Source organism: Streptomyces sp. NBC_00247 (genome assembly GCF_036188265.1).
Lineage (GTDB): Bacteria > Actinomycetota > Actinomycetes > Streptomycetales > Streptomycetaceae > Streptomyces.
The window spans coordinates 6,162,798-6,178,312 of the sequence record NZ_CP108093.1; the positions used below are offsets into that span (position 1 = coordinate 6,162,798).

The 15,515-nt window shown below is 71.4% G+C and carries 14 protein-coding genes; 13 read left to right on the forward strand and 1 reads right to left on the reverse strand.

All coding sequences use genetic code 11. The annotated features are described in order from the left end of the window. Positions 1–64: 64 nt before the first annotated feature. The 7 genes from aroC to nusB all read left to right on the forward strand — a co-directional run bounded on the left by aroC (position 65) and on the right by nusB (position 6,574). Entirely contained in the window at positions 65–1,249 is a 1,185-nt protein-coding gene (gene aroC, locus OHT52_RS26895; protein WP_328722760.1) for a chorismate synthase, read from the forward strand. Then, positions 1,246–2,883 (forward strand): 3-dehydroquinate synthase, encoded by a 1,638-nt coding sequence (gene aroB / locus OHT52_RS26900; RefSeq protein ID WP_328722761.1) that lies wholly within the window; start codon positions 1,246–1,248, stop codon positions 2,881–2,883. Before aroC ends, aroB begins: the two co-directional genes overlap by 4 nt. Next, a complete protein-coding gene (gene aroQ, locus OHT52_RS26905; RefSeq protein ID WP_328722762.1) occupies positions 2,880–3,320 on the forward strand; it encodes a type II 3-dehydroquinate dehydratase in 441 nt (146 codons plus the stop codon). Before aroB ends, aroQ begins: the two co-directional genes overlap by 4 nt. A 166-nt stretch (positions 3,321–3,486) precedes the next feature. Beyond that, positions 3,487–4,332: a Pro-rich N-terminal domain-containing protein gene (locus OHT52_RS26910; RefSeq protein ID WP_328722763.1), complete on the forward strand. Its 846-nt coding sequence runs from the start codon at positions 3,487–3,489 to the stop codon at positions 4,330–4,332. An 85-nt stretch (positions 4,333–4,417) separates the two neighbouring features. Further along, on the forward strand, positions 4,418–5,524 hold the full coding sequence (locus OHT52_RS26915; protein WP_328722764.1) for a M24 family metallopeptidase: 1,107 nt from the start codon (positions 4,418–4,420) through the stop codon (positions 5,522–5,524). A 49-nt stretch (positions 5,525–5,573) separates the two neighbouring features. Continuing rightward, positions 5,574–6,140, forward strand: coding sequence for an elongation factor P (gene efp / locus OHT52_RS26920; RefSeq protein WP_275495204.1), 567 nt, complete (start codon positions 5,574–5,576; stop codon positions 6,138–6,140). Between the two features lie 2 nt (positions 6,141–6,142). Then, positions 6,143–6,574 carry a transcription antitermination factor NusB gene (nusB, locus tag OHT52_RS26925; protein WP_266702312.1) on the forward strand — a complete coding sequence of 144 codons (432 nt, stop codon included), beginning with the start codon at positions 6,143–6,145 and terminating at the stop codon, positions 6,572–6,574. A 225-nt stretch (positions 6,575–6,799) separates the two neighbouring features. On the opposite strand, the gene bldD is transcribed toward nusB, so the two are convergent. Continuing rightward, positions 6,800–7,300, reverse strand: a complete 501-nt coding sequence (gene bldD / locus OHT52_RS26930; protein WP_328722765.1) for a transcriptional regulator BldD — start codon at positions 7,298–7,300, stop codon at positions 6,800–6,802. 223 nt (positions 7,301–7,523) lie between these two features. On the opposite strand from bldD, the gene pyrR reads away from it, so the two are divergent. The 6 genes from pyrR (at position 7,524) to carB (ending at position 15,500) form a co-directional block, all read left to right on the forward strand. Continuing rightward, the gene (gene pyrR, locus OHT52_RS26935; RefSeq protein WP_328722766.1) at positions 7,524–8,108 is read left to right on the forward strand and encodes a bifunctional pyr operon transcriptional regulator/uracil phosphoribosyltransferase PyrR; all 585 of its coding nucleotides are present in this window, start codon (positions 7,524–7,526) and stop codon (positions 8,106–8,108) included. A 110-nt stretch (positions 8,109–8,218) separates the two neighbouring features. Beyond that, complete coding sequence (locus tag OHT52_RS26940) at positions 8,219–9,196, forward strand: aspartate carbamoyltransferase catalytic subunit (RefSeq protein ID WP_328722767.1); 978 nt, start codon at positions 8,219–8,221, stop codon at positions 9,194–9,196. Positions 9,197–9,198: 2 nt separating this feature from the next. After that, positions 9,199–10,485: a dihydroorotase gene (locus OHT52_RS26945; RefSeq protein ID WP_328722768.1), complete on the forward strand. Its 1,287-nt coding sequence runs from the start codon at positions 9,199–9,201 to the stop codon at positions 10,483–10,485. Further along, positions 10,482–11,060 (forward strand): PH-like domain-containing protein, encoded by a 579-nt coding sequence (locus OHT52_RS26950; protein ID WP_328722769.1) that lies wholly within the window; start codon positions 10,482–10,484, stop codon positions 11,058–11,060. Before OHT52_RS26945 ends, OHT52_RS26950 begins: the two co-directional genes overlap by 4 nt. Continuing rightward, the gene (gene carA / locus OHT52_RS26955) at positions 11,057–12,199 is read left to right on the forward strand and encodes a glutamine-hydrolyzing carbamoyl-phosphate synthase small subunit (RefSeq protein WP_328722770.1); all 1,143 of its coding nucleotides are present in this window, start codon (positions 11,057–11,059) and stop codon (positions 12,197–12,199) included. Before OHT52_RS26950 ends, carA begins: the two co-directional genes overlap by 4 nt. Then, on the forward strand, positions 12,192–15,500 hold the full coding sequence (carB, locus tag OHT52_RS26960; RefSeq protein WP_328722771.1) for a carbamoyl-phosphate synthase large subunit: 3,309 nt from the start codon (positions 12,192–12,194) through the stop codon (positions 15,498–15,500). Before carA ends, carB begins: the two co-directional genes overlap by 8 nt. Positions 15,501–15,515: the final 15 nt, after the last annotated feature.

Below are 15,515 nucleotides of genomic sequence, written 5' to 3' on the forward strand. Positions count from 1 at the left end.
CGGGCCAGGGCCGCGCACCCGGCCGTGCCGTCGCAGTTTGAGCGCGCGAGCATGAGGAGCACCGTTGAGCAGGTTGCGCTGGCTGACCGCGGGGGAGTCGCACGGCCCCGCACTCGTGGCGACGCTGGAGGGTCTTCCCGCCGGCGTCCCCGTCACCACGGAGATGGTGGCCGACGCCCTCGCCCGGAGGCGGCTCGGTTACGGGCGCGGTGCCCGGATGAAGTTCGAGCAGGACGAAGTCACCTTCCTCGGCGGCGTACGCCACGGCCTCACCATGGGGTCCCCGGTCGCCGTCATGGTCGGCAACACCGAGTGGCCCAAGTGGGACCAGGTCATGTCCGCCGACCCGGTCCCCGAGGAGGAGCTGGCCGCGCTGGCCCGCAACGCCCCGCTGACGCGCCCCCGGCCCGGCCACGCCGACCTTGCGGGCATGCAGAAGTACGGATTCGACGAGGCCCGGCCGATCCTGGAGCGCGCCAGCGCCCGGGAGACCGCCGCCCGCGTGGCGCTCGGCGCCGTCGCCCGCTCCTACCTCAAGGAGACCGCGGGCATCGAGATCGTCAGCCACGTCGTCGAACTGGCCGCCGCCAAGGCGCCGTACGGCGTGCTGCCGACCCCGGCCGACGTGCCCGCGCTCGACGCCGACCCGGTCCGATGCCTCGACCAGGACGCGTCGAAGGCGATGGTCGCCGAGATCGACCAGGCCCACAAGGACGGCGACACCCTCGGCGGAGTCGTCGAGGTGCTGGCCTACGGCGTGCCGGTCGGACTCGGCTCGCACGTGCACTGGGACCGTCGCCTCGACGCCCGGCTCGCCTCCGCCCTCATGGGCATCCAGGCGATCAAGGGCGTGGAGGTCGGCGACGGCTTCGACCTGGCCCGGGTGCCCGGATCCAAGGCCCACGACGAGATCCTGGTCACCGAGGACGGCATCAAGCGCGCCTCCGGCCGGGCCGGCGGTACCGAGGGTGGTCTGACCACCGGTGAACTGCTGCGGGTCCGCGCCGCGATGAAGCCGATCGCCACCGTGCCGCGCGCACTCGCCACCGTGGACGTGGTGACCGGCGAGCCCGCCAAGGCCCACCACCAGCGCTCCGACGTCTGCGCCGTACCGGCCGCCGGGATCGTCGCCGAGGCCATGGTCGCCCTGGTGCTCGCCGACGCCGTCGCGGAGAAGTTCGGCGGGGACAGCGTCGAGGAGACGCGGCGGAACGTGCGGGGGTACCTCGACAACCTGCGGATCCGATGAGCGCGCCGTTGGTCGTCCTCGTCGGCCCCATGGGGGTCGGCAAGTCCACGATCGGTGAGCTGCTCGCCGAGCGGCTCGGAGCCCCGTACCGCGACACCGACGCCGACGTGGTGGCGACCGCGGGCAAGCCCATCTCGGAGATCTTCTTCGACGAGGGCGAGGAGCGCTTCCGCGAACTGGAGCGCCACGCCGTGCGCGAGGCCGTCGCCGGGCACACCGGCGTGCTCGCGCTCGGCGGTGGCGCGGTGCTCGACGAGGGCACCCGCGCACTGCTCGCGGGGCACGCCGTCGTCTACCTCTCCATGGACGTGGAAGAGGCGGTCAAGCGGGTCGGCCTGGGCACCGCCCGGCCGCTGCTGGCCGTCAACCCGCGCCGCCAGTGGCGCGAGATGATGGAAATCCGCCGTCACCTGTACGAAGAGGTGGCGCGGGTGACCGTCGCCACCGACGACCGCACCCCCGACGAGATCGCCCGCGAGATCGTCGACGCACTGGAACTGCCGGAACGCGACACCACGCCCGGCCGGGAGAAGACAGCAATGACCGAGCAGGCCCCCACCCGTATCCAGGTCGCCGGCACCGAGGGCAGCGCCCCCTACGAAGTGCTGGTCGGCCGGCAGCTCCTCGGCGAACTGCCGAGGCTCATCGGCGACCGCGCCAAGCGCGTCGCGGTGCTGCACCCCGAGGCACTCGCCGAGACCGGCGAGGCGGTCCGCGAGGACCTCGCCTCCCAGGGGTACGAGGCCATCGCGATCCAGCTGCCGAACGCCGAGGAGGCCAAGACCGTCGAGGTCGCGGCCTACTGCTGGAAGGCGCTCGGCCAGACCGGTTTCACCCGCAGCGACGTCATCGTCGGTGTCGGGGGCGGAGCCACCACCGACGTCGCGGGGTTCGTCGCGGCGAGCTGGCTGCGCGGGGTGCGCTGGATCGCGGTCCCCACCACGGTCCTCGGCATGGTCGACGCGGCCGTCGGTGGCAAGACGGGCATCAACACCGCCGAGGGCAAGAACCTCGTCGGCGCCTTCCACCCGCCGGCCGGGGTGCTCTGCGACCTGGCCGCCCTGGACTCGCTCCCGGTGCACGACTACGTCTCCGGGATGGCCGAGATCATCAAGGCCGGCTTCATCGCCGACCCGGTGATCCTCGACCTCGTCGAGTCCGACCCCGAGGGTGCCCGTACGCCCGCCGGACCGCACACCGCCGAGCTGATCGAGCGCTCCATCCGGGTCAAGGCCGAGGTCGTCTCCAGCGACCTCAAGGAGTCCGGACTCCGCGAGATCCTCAACTACGGCCACACCCTCGGCCACGCGATCGAGAAGAACGAGCGCTACAAGTGGCGTCACGGCGCGGCCGTCTCGATCGGCCTGGTCTTCGCCGCCGAGCTGGGCCGGCTCGCCGGCCGGCTCGACGACGCCACCGCCGACCGGCACCGCACCGTCCTCGCGTCGGTCGGTCTCCCGCTCACCTACCGCGGCGACCAGTGGCCGCGCCTGCTGGAGAACATGAAGCTCGACAAGAAGTCCCGCGGCGACCTGCTGCGCTTCATCGTCCTCGACGCGCTCGGCAAGCCCACCGTCCTGGAGGGCCCGGACCCGGCCGTCCTGCTCGCCGCCTACGGAGAGGTCTCCGCGTGACCCGCAGAGTGCTCGTGCTGAACGGCCCGAACCTCGGCCGCCTGGGCTCCCGCGAACCCGACGTCTACGGGGCCACCTCGTACGCCGGACTCGTCGAGACCTGCCAGTCGCTCGGCAAGGAACTCGGCTTCGACGTCGAGGTCCGCGAGACCAACGACGAGGGCCAGATGATCCGCTGGCTCCACGAGGCCGCGGACGGTTCGGTCCCGGTGGTCATCAACCCCGGTGCGTTCACCCACTACTCGTACGGGATGAGGGACGCGGCCTCGCAGCGCACCGCACCCCTCATCGAGGTGCACATCTCCAACCCGTACGCGCGCGAGGAGTTCCGGCACACCTCCGTGGTCGCGCCGATCGCCACCGGGACCGTCGCCGGATTCGGTATCGGCTCCTACCGGCTGGCGCTGCGCGCGCTGGCCGAGGTGCTGACGGACTGACCCGGCGTCACCGTCCGGCCGGGTGCCCGTCTCCGGGCACCCGGCCCGCGTCCGGTCCTCTCGCCGGGCGGGTACCGCCCCGGGCCGTTCACCCGGTGAAGGCCCGGGGCGGTACGGTAGCCGTCCGACCAGCGCCAGTTGACCGCACGAGACGGAGTGGCACCGGATGCAGCACGCAGTGGGGGCTCCGTTGCCGCCTCCCCACCGGCCCGGACACGGCCCCGTCGGCGGCCCGCACCACGCCCCGCAGCCGGGCGGCCCCGTGCCGCCGCCCCCGATACCCCCGGCACCCCCGGGCCCTCGGACGCCCCCGGCCCATCCGGCTCAGGGATGGGCCGCGCCCGGCCCCGACCAGCAACCCGCACCGCCCTCCCGCGAAGTCACCGGCCACTTCCGGCTGCCGCCGGGAGGCCTCGTGCCGGTGCCCGCGCAGCCCGTCGAACCCGGCACCGGAACCGCGACCCTCGCCGTCCTCCTGATCGGCCCGGCGGGCGCGGGCAAGACCACCGTCGCCAAGCTGTGGGCCGCCCGCCGCCGGGTGCCCACCGCGCACGTCTCGCTGGACGACGTACGCGAGTGGGTACGGTCCGGGTTCGCCGACCCGCAGGCCGGCTGGAACGACCAGTCCGAGGCCCAGTACCGGCTGGCCCGCCGCACCTGCGGCTTCGCCGCCCGCAACTTCCTCGCCAACGGCATCTCCTGCATCCTCGACGACGCCGTCTTCCCCGACCGGCCCGTCATCGGCCTCGGCGGCTGGAAGCGCCACGTCGGGCCCGGCCTGCTCCCCGTGGTCCTCCTGCCCGGCCTGGAGATCGTCCTGGAGCGCAACGCCGCCCGGAGCGGCAACCGCCGCCTCTCCGACGAGGAGGTCGCCCGCATCCACGGCCGGATGGCCGGGTGGTACGGCTCCGGACTGCCGATCATCGACAACTCGACGTACGACGTCGAGACCACGGCCCGGGTCCTGGACGACGTCCTCGCCCGCGCACTGGCCAGCCCGCCCTCCTGGTAGCAGGCCCCTGCCCGCGCAGTCCCGGCCGCCCCCGGTCGGACAGCGCTGACGGGCGGGGCGGCGGATGCGCTCGTACGCTCGGGGCATGTCAGAGGTGTACGCCGTCCGCCGCGGGCTGGTCCGCGACCGGTGCGCCGCCGCCGGATCGGCCGCCGCCCTGGTCTCCCGCCCCGCCAACGTCCGTTATCTCGCCGGCGGGGCGCCCCCCGGCGCCGTCCTGCTGCTCGGCGCCGGAGAGGACGTCCTGCTCTGCCCCCGCGCCCCGGGCGGCGATCCGGCGCACGGGCGCACGGACGAGTCGCTGCGGGTGTCGGTGCTGGGCGGTGGGCGCGGGGACGCGGCGGTCGCCGCCGCGAGCCTGGCCGCCACGCACGGCACGGAGCGCCTGGCGGTGGAGGAGCACGATCTCACGGTGGCCCGCCACCGGGCCATGACCACCGCTGCCCCCCGGCTCCGCCTCGGGGACCTCGGGACCACCGTGGAGCAGTTGCGGGTGGTGAAGGACGAGGAGGAGATCGCCTGCCTGCGCATCGCGGCGGAGATCACCGACCAGGCGCTGGGCGAGCTCCTCGAATCGATCCTCGTCGGCCGCACCGAACGCCATCTCTCCCTGGAGCTGGAACGCCGGCTGGTCGACCACGGTGCCGAGGGGCCCGCCTTCGCGACCTCCGTGGCCACCGGGCCCAACTCCGGCCAGGGACGTCACCGGCCCACCGACCGCAGGGTCGAGGAAGGCGATTTCCTCAGCGTCTGCCTCGGCGCGAGCTACCGCGGATACCGCTGCGAGATCGCCCGCACCTTCGTCATCGGCACTGCCCCGGCGGACTGGCAGATCGAGCTGTACGACCTCGTTTTCGCCGCTCAGCGCGGTGGCCGGGAGGCTCTGCTGCCGGACGCCACCTACCGTGAGGTGGACCACGCGGCTCGTCATCCGCTGGACTCCGCGGGGCACGGCGAGGCGCTCATGCCGCGCACCGGGCACGGGGTCGGACTCGAAATCGACGAGGACCCGCAGTTGGCACCGACAGCCATGGGTAAACTGGACGCTTGCGTGCCGGTCACCGTCGGACCGGGGGTCCACCTCCCGGGCCGGGGCGGTGTCCGGATCGATGACACGCTCGTCGTGCGCCCCGAGGCGGACGGCGGACCCGAGCTACTCACCATTACGACCAAGGAGCTGCTCGCGCTCTAGCGCGCGTTCTTGGCCGTCCACTGCTTTCAGTCCAGGAGATTCCGCAACCGTGGCTTCCACGAACGACCTCAAGAACGGCCTGGTGCTCAAGCTCGACGGAGGCCAGCTCTGGTCCGTCGTCGAGTTCCAGCACGTCAAGCCCGGCAAGGGCCCGGCCTTCGTGCGCACCAAGCTCAAGAACGTGCTCTCCGGCAAGGTCGTCGACAAGACGTTCAACGCCGGCGTGAAGGTCGAAACGGCCACCATCGACCGCCGTGACATGCAGTTCTCGTACATGGACGGCGAGTACTTCGTCTTCATGGACATGAGCACGTACGACCAGCTGATGGTCGACCGCAAGTCCGTCGGCGACACCGCCAACTTCCTCATCGAGGGCTTCACCGCCTCGGTCGCGCAGCACGAGGGCGAGGTGCTCTACGTGGAGCTGCCCGCCGCCGTCGAGCTGACCATCCAGCACACCGACCCGGGCGTCCAGGGCGACCGCTCCACCGGCGGCACCAAGCCCGCCACGCTGGAGACCGGTTACGAGATCGGCGTGCCGCTCTTCATCAGCACCGGCGAGAAGATCAAGGTCGACACCCGTACGGGCGACTACCTCGGCCGGGTGAACAGCTAACCGTGGCTGCCCGGAACAAGGCCCGCAAGCGCGCCTTCCAGATCCTCTTCGAGGCCGACCAGCGCGGTGAGTCCGTGCAGACGGTCCTCGCGGACTGGGTCCGGCACTCGCGGACCGACGACCGTCAGCCCCCGGTCGGCGAATTCACGATGGAGCTCGTGGAGGGGTACGCGCGCTACGCGGACCGCATCGACGACCTCATCGTGACCTACGCCGTGGACTGGGAGATCGACCGTATGCCGGTCGTCGACCGCAGCATCCTCCGGCTCGGCGCGTACGAGCTGATCTGGATGGACGAGACGCCGGACGCCGTCGTCATCGACGAGGCGGTCCAGCTCGCCAAGGAGTTCTCCACGGACGACTCCCCGTCGTTCGTGAACGGCATGCTGGCCCGTTTCAAGGACCTCAAGCCGAACCTGCGCCGCGAGCAGTAGCTCCGAGGCGCCGGGCGTTCAGCCGACGAAGGCCCGCGGTCATTCCGGCCGCGGGCCTTCGGCATGCCCGGAGGCCGTCTCCCGTGCGCCCCTGAGGGCTCGCGAGAGGGCGCGAGTGCGTCCGGACACACGACGCCGGGCCGGCGGGAGACCCTCTCGGGTCCTCCCGCCGGCCCGGCGACAGGTGTGCGTGAGACGCGCGGCCCAGGGCCCCGCGTCGGGGTCTCAGCCCTCTTCGTGGGAGACGGCCCGGCGCGCGTCCGCGTCCAGCACGCCCCAGTTGATCAGTTGCTCCGTCAGCACGGAAGGCGACTGGTCGTAGATCACCGCGAGGGTGCGCAGGTCGTCCTGGCGGATCGAGAGGACCTTGCCGTTGTAGTCGCCGCGCTGGCTCTGGATCGTCGCGGCGTAACGCTGCAGCGGTCCGGCCTTCTCCGGCGGGACGTGGGCGAGGCGCTCCAGGTCCAGGACGAGCTTCGGCGGCGGCTCGGCCGCGCCGCCGGGGGTCGTACCCGGCAGCAGCTCCTGGACGGGCACGCCGTAGAAGTCGGCGAGCTCCGCGAGACGCTGGACGGTCACCGCACGGTCGCCGCGCTCGTACGAGCCGACGACGACGGCCTTCCAACGGCCCTGCGACTTCTCCTCCACGCCGTGGAGGGAGAGGCCCTGCTGGGTGCGGATGGCGCGGAGCTTGGCCCCGAGCTGTTTTGCGTATTCGCTGGACATAAGGCTCCCCGGACGCTCGAACATGATGCGGCGCCGCCGCGTGGCTGGTGACTCACTGTGAGGTTACGCAGCGTTACTTGGATGCGTCAAGCCGGGAGGTCCCGGGCGGCTCCTCCCGGGGCCGGTACCAGGGCGCCGGAGGGGCCCTGGTACCGTGGAACACGTAATTTTCGACGTCCTTTAAGTTCCGTCCCGTGAGGCGGAGAAGGAGGTCCGTTTCTCAATGGACGCACAGCACGAAGGCACCGGCAACGCGGCACGGCCCGTTCTGGAAGCCCCCGACATCGCCCGGGCCCTGACCAGGATCGCCCACGAGGTCGTCGAACGCGCCAAGGGTGCCGACGACGTGGTACTCCTCGGAATCCCCACCCGCGGTGTCCACCTGGCCCGCAGGCTGGCCGGGAAGCTCGAAGAGATCACCGGCCGCGCGATGCCGGTCGGATCGCTCGACATCACGATGCACCGCGACGACCTCCGGATGCGTCCCGCGCGCGCCCTGGGACACACCGACATCCCCGGCGACGGCGTCGACGAACGCCTCGTGATCCTCGTGGACGACGTGCTCTTCTCCGGCCGTACGATCCGGGCCGCCCTCGACGCCCTCGGCGACATCGGCCGCCCCCGCGCCGTACAGCTCGCGGTCCTGGTGGACCGCGGCCACCGCGAACTCCCGATCCGCGCCGACTACGTCGGCAAGAACCTCCCGACGTCGCACCGGGAGACGGTCACGGTCCAGCTCGCCGAGGAGGACGGCCGCGACGCCGTGCTGCTCGGAGCGCGGCGGACCGCCCCGGCGGCCGGGCGCTAGCGCCGCCACCGCTACCCGAACGGCACCTCCGTGCGACCCGTCACCGGTCCCGTACGGACGCCGCAGCACGCCCGCACGCCCGAAACTCCAGCACCCCGGAGAACACCCAGATGAAGCACCACCTCATCTCGGCCGCCGACCTCACCCACGACGACGCCGTCCTCATCCTCGACACCGCCGAAGAGATGGCCCGGGTCGCCGACCGGCCGATCAAGAAGCTTCCCACCCTGCGCGGCCGTACCGTCGTCAACCTCTTCTTCGAGGACTCGACGCGGACCCGCATCTCCTTCGAGGCCGCCGCCAAGCGCCTCTCCGCCGACGTCATCAACTTCTCGGCGAAGGGCTCGTCCGTGTCCAAGGGCGAATCCCTCAAGGACACCGCCCTGACCCTGGAGGCGATGGGTGCCGACGCGGTCGTCATCCGGCACCACGCCTCGGGCGCCCCGTACCGGCTCGCCACCTCCGGCTGGATCGACGGCGCGGTGGTCAACGCCGGCGACGGCACCCACGAGCACCCCACCCAGGCCCTGCTGGACGCCTTCACCATGCGCCGCAGGCTGGTCGGCGCCGGCCAGGGACTCGGCCGCGACCTCGAAGGCCGCCGGATCACCATCGTCGGTGACGTCCTGCACAGCCGGGTGGCCCGCTCCAACGTCCACCTGCTGACCACGCTCGGCGCCCACGTCACCCTGGTGGCCCCGCCCACCCTGCTGCCGGTCGGCGTGGAACAGTGGCCCTGCGACGTCAGCTACGGCCTGGACGAGGTGCTCCCGAAGTCCGACGCGGTGATGATGCTGCGTGTGCAGCGTGAGCGGATGAACGCCGCGTACTTCCCCACCGAGCGCGAGTACTCCCGCCGCTACGGCCTCGACGGGGACCGCATGGCGAAGATGCCCGAGCACAGCATCGTCATGCACCCCGGCCCGATGAACCGCGGTATGGAGATCACGGCCGAGGTCGCCGACTCCGACCGCTGCACCGCCGTCGAACAGGTCGCCAACGGCGTCTCCGTCCGGATGGCCGTGCTCTACCTGCTGCTCGGCGGCTCCGAACCCGCCACCACCGCCCGTCCCGAGGGGAACAAGTAACCATGAGCAAGATCCTTATCCGTGGCGCGCAGATTCTCGGTGGCGACGTCCAGGACGTCCTGATCGACGGCGAGACCATCGCCGAGACCGGCACCGGCATCGAGGCGGCGGACGCCACCGTCGTCGAGGCGGCGGGCCGGATCCTGCTGCCCGGCCTGGTCGACCTCCACACCCACCTGCGCGAGCCCGGCCGCGAGGACTCCGAGACCGTCCTGACCGGCACCAAGGCCGCGGCCGTCGGCGGCTTCACCGCCGTGCACGCCATGGCCAACACCTTCCCCGTCGCCGACACCGCCGGCGTGGTCGAGCAGGTCTGGCGGCTCGGCAAGGAGTCCGGCTACTGCGACGTCCAGCCGATCGGCGCCGTCACCGTCGGCCTGGAGGGCAAGCAGCTCGCCGAACTCGGCGCCATGCACGACTCGGCCGCCGGAGTGAGGGTCTTCTCCGACGACGGCAAGTGCGTGGACGACGCCGTGATCATGCGCCGCGCCCTGGAGTACGTGAAGGCCTTCGACGGAGTCGTCGCCCAGCACGCCCAGGAGCCCCGCCTCACCGAGGGCGCCCAGATGAACGAGGGCATCGTCTCCTCCGAGCTGGGCCTCGGCGGCTGGCCCGCCGTCGCCGAGGAGTCGATCATCGCGCGCGACGTGCTGCTCGCCGCCCACGTCGACTCCCGGGTGCACATCTGCCACCTGTCGACCGCCGGCTCGGTCGAGATCGTCCGCTGGGCCAAGTCCAAGGGCTGGAAGGTCACCGCCGAGGTCACCCCGCACCACCTGCTCCTCACCGACGAGCTGGTGCGCTCGTACAACCCCGTCTACAAGGTGAACCCGCCGCTGCGCACCGAGGCCGACGTCATGGCCCTGCGCGAGGCCCTCGCCGACGGCACGATCGACTGCGTCGCCACCGACCACGCCCCGCACCCGCACGAGGACAAGGACTGCGAGTGGGCCGCGGCGGCGATGGGCATGGTGGGCCTGGAGACCGCGCTCTCCGTCGTCCAGCAGACGATGGTCGAGACCGGTCTGCTCGACTGGGCGGGCGTCGCCGACCGCATGTCCTTCCGCCCGGCGGCGATCGGACGCCTCGACGGACACGGCAGGCCCGTCTCGGCCGGTGAGCCCGCCAACCTCGTGCTGGTCGATCCGGCATACCGTGGTGTCGTGGACCCCGCGGGCTTCGCGTCCCGCAGCCGCAACACCCCCTACGAGGGCCGCGAGCTGCCGGGACGGGTCACCCACACCTTCCTGCGGGGCCGTGCCACGGTCGTCGACGGGAAGCTCACGTGACAAATCTGATCCCCCTGTACCAGTTGGCCGCCGAGCAGAAGTCGGCCGACGTGACCGACTGGTCCGCCCGGATCAGCTGGGTCGTCGCAATACTGGTCTTCGTCGCCTTCGTCTACTGGCTGATGCGCCAGGGATGGAAATGGCGCGGCAGCCTCCAGTCCGACCTGCCGGAGCTCCCCGCCACCCCCGCGGGATTCGGGGACGAGCCCCCGATCCTGACGCTCACCGGCCGGTACCACGGCTCGACCACCGCGGGGCAGTGGCTCGACCGCATCGTCGCCCACGGCCTCGGCACCCGCAGCCGGGTCGAGCTCATCCTCACGGACCAGGGCCTGGACGTCGTACGTCCCGGAGCGACCGGGTTCTTCGTACCGGCCGAGGCGCTGCGCGAGGCCCGGCACGAACGGGCCATCGCGGGCAAGGTCCTCCCCGAGGGCGGCCTGCTGGTCATCACCTGGGCCCACGGCGACAAGCTGATCGACTCCGGGTTCCGCTCCGACCGGGCGGACGAGCACCAGACCTGGATCGACACCCTCACCCCTCTCACCAGCACTACGGAAGGCACCGCACGATGACGATCTCCACCCGGGGAGCCGCACAAGCTCCCGCCGTACTCGTCCTGGAGGACGGCCGCATCTTCCGCGGCCGCGCCTACGGGGCCGTGGGGGAGACCTTCGGCGAGGCCGTTTTCTCCACCGGCATGACCGGCTACCAGGAGACGCTGACCGACCCCTCCTACGACCGCCAGATCGTCGTCGCCACCGCGCCGCAGATCGGCAACACCGGCTGGAACGACGAGGACGACGAGTCCGCCCGCATCTGGGTCTCGGGCTACGTCGTCCGCGACCCCGCCCGCATCCCGTCCAACTGGCGCTCGCGCCGCTCCCTGGACGAGGAGCTGAGCAAGCAGGGCGTCGTCGGCATCAGCGGCATCGACACCCGCGCGCTCACCCGCCACCTGCGCGAGCGCGGCGCGATGCGCTCCGGCGTCTTCTCCGGCGAGGTACTCGCCCCCGACGCCGAGCTCCTCGCCCGCGTCCGGGCCCAGCCGCAGATGAAGGGCGCCAGCCTGTACGAGGAGGTCGCCACCAAGGAGGCCTACACCGTCGCGGCGATCGGCGAGAAGAAGTTCACCGTCGCCGCGATCGACCTCGGCATCAAGGGCATGACCCCGCGCCGGATGGCCGAGCGTGGCATCGAGGTGCACGTGCTCCCCGCGACCGCGACCGTCGAGGACGTCTACGCCGTCGCCCCCGACGGGGTGTTCTTCTCCAACGGGCCCGGTGACCCCGCCACCGCCGACGGCCCGGTCGCGCTGATGCGCGCCGTGCTGGAGCGCAAGACGCCGCTCTTCGGCATCTGCTTCGGCAACCAGATCCTCGGCCGCGCCCTCGGCTTCGGCACGTACAAGCTGAAGTACGGCCACCGGGGCATCAACCAGCCCGTCCAGGACCGCACGACCGGCAAGGTCGAGGTCACCGCGCACAACCACGGCTTCGCCGTCGACGCGCCCCTGGACAAGATCTCGGACACCGAGTTCGGCCGCGCCGAGGTCTCCCACGTCTGCCTGAACGACCAGGTCGTCGAAGGGCTCCACCTCCTCGACCAGCCCGCGTTCAGTGTCCAGTACCACCCCGAAGCAGCCGCCGGCCCGCACGACGCCGCGTACCTCTTCGACCGTTTCGTCACCCTGATGGAGGGCCAGCGTGCCTAAGCGCTCCGATATCCAGTCCGTCCTGGTCATCGGCTCCGGCCCGATCGTCATCGGCCAGGCCGCCGAGTTCGACTACTCCGGTACCCAGGCGTGCCGCGTGCTCAAGGCCGAGGGCCTGCGCGTCATCCTGGTCAACTCCAACCCGGCCACGATCATGACCGACCCGGAGATCGCCGACGCCACCTACGTCGAGCCGATCACCCCCGAGTTCGTCGAGAAGATCATCGCCAAGGAGCGCCCCGACGCCCTCCTGCCGACGCTGGGCGGCCAGACCGCGCTCAACACCGCCATCTCCATGCACGACAACGGCGTGCTGGAGAAGTACGGCGTCGAGCTGATCGGCGCCAACGTCGAGGCGATCAACAAGGGCGAGGACCGCGACCTCTTCAAGGGCGTCGTCGAAGCCGTCCGCGAGAAGATCGGCCACGGCGAGTCCGCCCGCTCGGTCATCTGCCACTCGATGGACGACGTCATCCAGGGGGTCGACACCCTCGGCGGCTACCCCGTGGTCGTCCGCCCCTCCTTCACCATGGGCGGCGCCGGCTCCGGCTTCGCCCACGACGAGGAGGAGCTGCGCCGCATCGCCGGACAGGGCCTCACCCTCTCGCCGACCACCGAGGTGCTCCTGGAGGAGTCCATCCTCGGCTGGAAGGAGTACGAGCTGGAGCTGATGCGCGACAGGAACGACAACGTCGTGGTCGTCTGCTCCATCGAGAACTTCGACCCGATGGGCGTCCACACCGGCGACTCCATCACCGTCGCCCCGTCGATGACGCTCACCGACCGCGAGTACCAGCGGCTGCGCGACCTCGGCATCGCGATCATCCGCGAGGTCGGCGTCGACACCGGCGGCTGCAACATCCAGTTCGCCATCGACCCCACCGACGGCCGGATCATCGTCATCGAGATGAACCCGCGCGTCTCCCGGTCCTCGGCGCTGGCCTCCAAGGCCACCGGCTTCCCGATCGCCAAGATCGCCGCCAAGCTGGCCATCGGCTACACGCTGGACGAGATCCCGAACGACATCACGGAGAAGACCCCGGCGTCCTTCGAGCCCTCGCTCGACTACGTCGTGGTCAAGGCCCCGCGCTTCGCCTTCGAGAAGTTCCCCTCCGCCGACTCCACCCTCACCACCACCATGAAGTCGGTGGGCGAGGCCATGGCGATCGGCCGCAACTTCGCCGAGGCGCTGCAGAAGGCGCTCCGCTCGCTGGAGAAGAAGGGCTCGCAGTTCTCCTTCACCGGAGAGCCCGGCGACAAGACCGCCCTGCTCGCCGACGCGGTCCGCCCCACCGACGGCCGCATCAACACCGTCATGCAGGCGATCCGGGCCGGCGCCACCCCCGAGGAGGTCTTCGACGCGACGAAGATCGACCCGTGGTTCGTGGACCAGCTCTTCCTGATCAAGGAGATCGCCGACGAGCTGGCCTCGGCCGAGCGCCTCGACGCCGGCGTGATCGCCGAGGCCAAGCGCCACGGCTTCTCCGACGCGCAGATCGCCGAGATCCGCGGTCTGGGCGAGGACGTCGTCCGTGAGGTCCGCCACGCGCTCGGCATCCGTCCGGTCTACAAGACGGTCGACACCTGCGCCGCCGAGTTCGCCGCGAAGACGCCGTACTTCTACTCCTCGTACGACGAGGAGAGCGAGGTCGCGCCCCGCACCAAGCCGGCGGTGATCATCCTCGGCTCGGGTCCCAACCGCATCGGCCAGGGCATCGAGTTCGACTACTCCTGCGTCCACGCCTCCTTCGCGCTCAGCGACGCGGGCTACGAGACCGTGATGGTCAACTGCAACCCGGAGACCGTCTCCACCGACTACGACACCTCCGACCGGCTCTACTTCGAGCCGCTCACCCTGGAGGACGTCCTGGAGATCGTCCACGCGGAGACGCTGGCCGGTCCCGTCGCGGGCGTCATCGTCCAGCTCGGCGGACAGACCCCGCTGGGCCTGTCGCAGGCGCTCAAGGACAACGGCGTGCCCGTCGTCGGCACGTCCCCCGAGGCGATCCACGCCGCCGAGGACCGCGGCGCCTTCGGCCGGGTGCTCGCCGAGGCCGGTCTCCCCGCGCCCAAGCACGGCACCGCCACCACCTTCGACGAGGCCAAGGCCATCGCCGACGAGATCGGCTACCCGGTCCTCGTCCGCCCGTCGTACGTCCTCGGCGGACGCGGCATGGAGATCGTCTACGACGAGACCCGCCTGTCCTCGTACATCGCCGAGTCCACCGAGATCAGCCCCACCCGGCCGGTCCTGGTCGACCGCTTCCTCGACGACGCGATCGAGATCGACGTCGACGCGCTCTACGACGGCACCGAGCTCTACCTCGGCGGCGTCATGGAGCACATCGAGGAGGCCGGCATCCACTCCGGCGACTCCGCCTGCGCGCTGCCCCCGATCACCCTCGGCGGCCACGACATCAAGCGCCTGCGGGTCTCCACCGAGGGCATCGCCAAGGGCGTCGGCGTCCGCGGACTGATCAACATCCAGTTCGCGCTCTCCGGGGACATCCTCTACGTCCTGGAGGCCAACCCCCGCGCCTCCCGGACCGTCCCCTTCACCTCGAAGGCGACCGCCGTCCCGCTCGCCAAGGCCGCCGCCCGGATCTCACTCGGCGCCACCATCGCCGAGCTGCGCGCCGAGGGCCTGCTGCCGGCCCACGGCGACGGCGGCACCCTGCCGCTCGACGCGCCGATCTCCGTCAAGGAGGCCGTCATGCCGTGGTCGCGCTTCCGCGACATCCACGGCCGCGGCGTGGACACCGTCCTCGGTCCGGAGATGCGTTCGACGGGTGAGGTCATGGGCATCGACTCGGCCTTCGGGACGGCCTACGCCAAGTCCCAGGCCGGCGCCTACGGCCCGCTGCCCGTCGAGGGCCGCGCGTTCATCTCGGTGGCCAACCGCGACAAGCGCTCGATGATCTTCCCCGCCCGGGAACTCGTCGCCCACGGCTTCGAGCTGATGGCGACCTCCGGCACCGCCGAGGTCCTCAAGCGCAACGGCATCAACGCCACCGTCGTGCGCAAGCAGTCCGAGGGCGAAGGCCCGAACGGCGAGAAGACCATCGTCCAGCTCATCCACGACGGCCAGGTCGACCTCATCGTCAACACGCCGTACGGCACCGGCGGCCGGCTCGACGGCTACGAGATCCGGACCGCCGCGGTGGCCCGCTCGGTGCCGTGCCTCACGACCGTCCAGGCGCTCGCCGCCGCGGTCCAGGGCATCGACGCGCTCAAGCACGGGGACGTCGGCGTACGGTCCCTCCAGGAGCACGCCGAGCACCTGACGGCGGCCCGCGACTAGTCGCGGCACCGGCAA

Excerpts from the sequence above, each read along its gene's own strand:
- carA (WP_328722770.1), top strand. The coding sequence starts at position 11,057 with ATGACGATCTCCACCCGGGGAGCCGCACAAGCTCCCGCCGTACTCGTC.
- OHT52_RS26910 (WP_328722763.1), top strand. The coding sequence starts at position 3,487 with ATGCAGCACGCAGTGGGGGCTCCGTTGCCGCCTCCCCACCGGCCCGGA.
- aroB (WP_328722761.1), top strand. The coding sequence starts at position 1,246 with ATGAGCGCGCCGTTGGTCGTCCTCGTCGGCCCCATGGGGGTCGGCAAG.
- OHT52_RS26945 (WP_328722768.1), top strand. The coding sequence starts at position 9,199 with ATGAGCAAGATCCTTATCCGTGGCGCGCAGATTCTCGGTGGCGACGTC.
- OHT52_RS26915 (WP_328722764.1), top strand. The coding sequence starts at position 4,418 with ATGTCAGAGGTGTACGCCGTCCGCCGCGGGCTGGTCCGCGACCGGTGC.
- bldD (WP_328722765.1), bottom strand. The coding sequence starts at position 7,300 with ATGTCCAGCGAATACGCAAAACAGCTCGGGGCCAAGCTCCGCGCCATC.
- OHT52_RS26940 (WP_328722767.1), top strand. The coding sequence starts at position 8,219 with ATGAAGCACCACCTCATCTCGGCCGCCGACCTCACCCACGACGACGCC.
- pyrR (WP_328722766.1), top strand. The coding sequence starts at position 7,524 with ATGGACGCACAGCACGAAGGCACCGGCAACGCGGCACGGCCCGTTCTG.